General features: G+C 71.3%; 3 protein-coding genes. 2 read left to right on the forward strand and 1 reads right to left on the reverse strand.

All coding sequences use genetic code 11. The annotated features are described in order from the left end of the window. On the reverse strand, positions 1–260 hold a 260-nt coding region (locus JWR81_RS13160; protein WP_297651070.1), incomplete at its 3' end, for an OsmC family peroxiredoxin. 519 nt (positions 261–779) lie between these two features. Here JWR81_RS13160 and glmU point away from each other — a divergent pair. Further along, positions 780–2,288, forward strand: coding sequence for a bifunctional UDP-N-acetylglucosamine diphosphorylase/glucosamine-1-phosphate N-acetyltransferase GlmU (gene glmU / locus JWR81_RS13165; protein ID WP_297651073.1), 1,509 nt, complete (start codon positions 780–782; stop codon positions 2,286–2,288). A gap of 5 nt (positions 2,289–2,293) precedes the next feature. Then, positions 2,294–3,265 carry a ribose-phosphate diphosphokinase gene (locus tag JWR81_RS13170; protein ID WP_297651075.1) on the forward strand — a complete coding sequence of 324 codons (972 nt, stop codon included), beginning with the start codon at positions 2,294–2,296 and terminating at the stop codon, positions 3,263–3,265. Positions 3,266–3,269: the final 4 nt, after the last annotated feature.

Below are 3,269 nucleotides of genomic sequence, written 5' to 3' on the forward strand. Positions count from 1 at the left end.
AGGGAGACCTCGGCCGTGACGTCGAGCGACTCCGGCGTGCCACCGGCCTCGGCGATCATCGCCGACAGCTGCATGGCGTAGCAGGCCGAGTGCGCCGCCGCGATGAGCTCCTCGGGGCTGGTGGTGCCCCCGGCGTCGTCGGCCGCCCGCTTGGGGAAGCTGACCTCGTAGGTGCCGACCCCGCTGCTGCTGAGCTCGACCTGACCCGACCCCTGCTCGAGCGTTCCGTTCCAGGCCGTCCGTGCGGTGCGGGTGGGCATTTCTCCTCCATGAGGGTCGCGGTTGTTCCTCCCCGACAACCACTGTGAGGCCGGAACCATTCGCTTCCTCACACACGGTGAGACGACCGGTGGGAGAGCAACGACGAGCGGTCGCCGGGCGGAGTCAGGCCCGCCGGGACCGTCGTTCGGCCGCGTTCGCCGCTCAGCGAACCTGCACCGGGTCGTCGACCTTGAGGAACTGGTGGAACGCCTCGGCCTGCGAGCGCTCCAGGCGGACACACCGCCACGACGGCGAGTGCGATCCGCGTCCGCGCCCGGGGCGCCCTGCTGCGCTGACCCATCACCGCCCTTCGGGGAGTAACGGAGCGTTGCTCCATCCTGACAACGAGTGAACCCCGAAAGGGCTGTTCCGCGGGGCCGTACGACGGCGCCCGTTCGCCGGGGGGCACTCGGAGGCGCACCTGACGCCGTAGGATTCAACGGACCCCGGCGGTCCCTGCTCTCCTGCACCGCCGCCTGGGCCGACGACCCCCGACGTCGAACCAGGGAGTGGACCTCATGGCGGACCGACACGGTCCCGGCCGCCCCGGCCCCGCGCCACCCGAACGCCCCCGCGCCGCCATCGTGCTGGCCGCAGGGCAGGGCACGCGCATGCGCTCGGCGCTGCCGAAGGTCCTGCACACCATCGCGGGCCGCAGCCTGCTCGGCCATGCCGTGCACGGCGTGGCCGCGCTCGAGCCCGAACACCTCGTCGTCGTGGTCGGTCACGGCGCCGACGAGGTGCGCGCGGCGGTCGCCCGCCTCGCCGACGAGCTCACCCGGCCCGTACTGGTCGCCGTGCAGGAACAGCAGCTCGGCACCGGGCACGCCGTCCGCTGCGGGCTGGATGCGCTGCCGCCGGGTCTCACCGGCCCGGTTCTCGTCACCTACGGTGACGTCCCACTGCTGCGACCCGACACGCTCGGCGAGCTGCTGGCCGACCACACCGGCTCCGGCGCCGCGGTCACGCTGCTCACCAGCGAGCTCGACGACCCCACCGGCTACGGGCGCGTGCTCCGCGAGTCGGACGGGAGCGTCACCCGCATCGTCGAGCAGGCCGACGCATCGCCCGAGCAGCGGGCCGTGCGCGAGGTGAACTCCGGCGTCTACGCGTTCGACGCGGCGTTCCTCGACGCCGGGCTCCAGCGGCTGGGCACGTCCAACAAGCAGCACGAGCTCTACCTGACCGACCTCGTCGAGATCGCCCGTGGCGACGGCGCACTGGCCCGTGGGGTCCGGTGCCGCGACACGTGGGAGGTCGCCGGCGTCAACGACCGCGTGCAGCTCGCCGCCACCCGCGGGGAGCTCAACCGCAGGCTGCTGGAGGAGTGGATGCGCGCCGGCGTCACGGTCGTGGACCCGGCCACCACCTGGGTGGACGTCCAGGTCAGCCTCGCCGTCGACGTCGTGCTGCACCCCGGCACCCAGCTGCACGGCGCCACCTCGGTCGGCAGCGGCGCCGAGATCGGGCCCGACACCACGCTCACCACCTGCGAGATCGGCGCCGGCGCCACGGTCGTCCGCACGCACGGCAGTGAGGCGGTGATCGGCACGGGCGCGTCGGTCGGGCCGTTCGCCTACCTGCGGCCCGGCGCGCGGCTCGGCGAGCGCGGCAAGATCGGCACGTTCGTCGAGGTGAAGAACTCCGACATCGGCGCGGGCAGCAAGGTGCCCCACCTGACCTACGTCGGCGACGCCACGATCGGCGAGCACAGCAACATCGGCGCATCATCGACGTTCGTCAACTACGACGGGGTGCGCAAGCACCGCACCGTGATCGGCTCTCATGTGAAGACCGGCTCGGGCACCAAGTTCATCGCTCCGGTTCAGGTCGGCGACGGCGCGTACACGGGTGCTGGCACGGTGTTGAAGCACGACGTCCCGCCGGGGTCGCTCGCAGTGTCGGGCGGGTCACAGCGGATCATCGAGGGCTGGGTCGAGAAGAACCGGCCGGACACTCCGGCCGCGGAAGCGGCCCGCGCGGCGACGTACGCCACGACAGACAGCATGGAGGCTGAATCCCGGTGAGTGCGATGTCCGCGATCCCGAAGAAGAGCCTGATGTTGTTCTCCGGGAGGGCGCATCCCGAGCTCGCCGAGCAGGTCGCCAAGCACCTCGATGTCACGATCACGCCGCAGTCGGCGTACTCGTTCGCGAACGGGGAGATCTTCGTCCGCTTCGAGGAGTCGGTGCGCGGCTGCGACGCGTTCGTGCTGCAGTCGCACTCGGCCCCGATCAACGACCAGATCATGGAGCACCTGATCATGGTGGACGCGTTGAAGCGCGCGTCGGCCAAGCGGATCACCGTGGTCATGCCGTTCTGGGGCTACGCACGGCAGGACAAGAAGCACCGCGGCCGCGAGCCCATCTCGGCGCGCCTGATGGCCGACATGTTCAAGGTGGCTGGCGCCGACCGGATCATGACGGTCGACCTGCACACCGCGCAGATCCAGGGCTTCTTCGACGGCCCCGTCGACCACCTCTTCGCCCTGCCGGTGCTCGCCGAGCACGTCAAGCGCACCTACGCCGACCACGAGCTGGCCGTCGTCTCGCCCGACTCCGGCCGCGTCCGGCTGGCCGAGCGCTGGGCCGAGACCCTCGGCGGCACGCCCCTGGCGTTCATCCACAAGACCCGCGACCCGATGAAGCCCAACGAGGCGGTCGCCAACCGCGTCGTCGGCGACATCGAGGGCCGGCTCTGCGTCGTGATCGACGACATGATCGACACGGGCGGCACCGTGGCCAAGGCCGTCGAGGCACTACTCGCCCAGGGCGCCTCGGACGTCGTCGTCGCGGCCACCCACGGCGTGCTGTCGGGCCCGGCGGCGGAGCGGCTGTCGAACTGCGGCGCCCGCGAGGTGATCTTCACCGACACCCTGCCGATCCCGGAGAGCAAGCGCTTCCCGACGATGTCGGTGATCTCGATCGCCCCGCTGCTGGCCGAGGCCATCCACCAGGTGTTCGACGACGGCTCGGTCACGAGCCTCTTCGACGGCAACGCCTGACCCA

This window comes from Pseudonocardia sp. (genome assembly GCF_025965585.1).
Classification (GTDB): Bacteria; Actinomycetota; Actinomycetes; order Mycobacteriales; family Pseudonocardiaceae; genus Pseudonocardia.

Excerpts from the sequence above, each read along its gene's own strand:
- glmU (WP_297651073.1), top strand. The coding sequence starts at position 780 with ATGGCGGACCGACACGGTCCCGGCCGCCCCGGCCCCGCGCCACCCGAA.
- JWR81_RS13170 (WP_297651075.1), top strand. The coding sequence starts at position 2,294 with ATGTCCGCGATCCCGAAGAAGAGCCTGATGTTGTTCTCCGGGAGGGCG.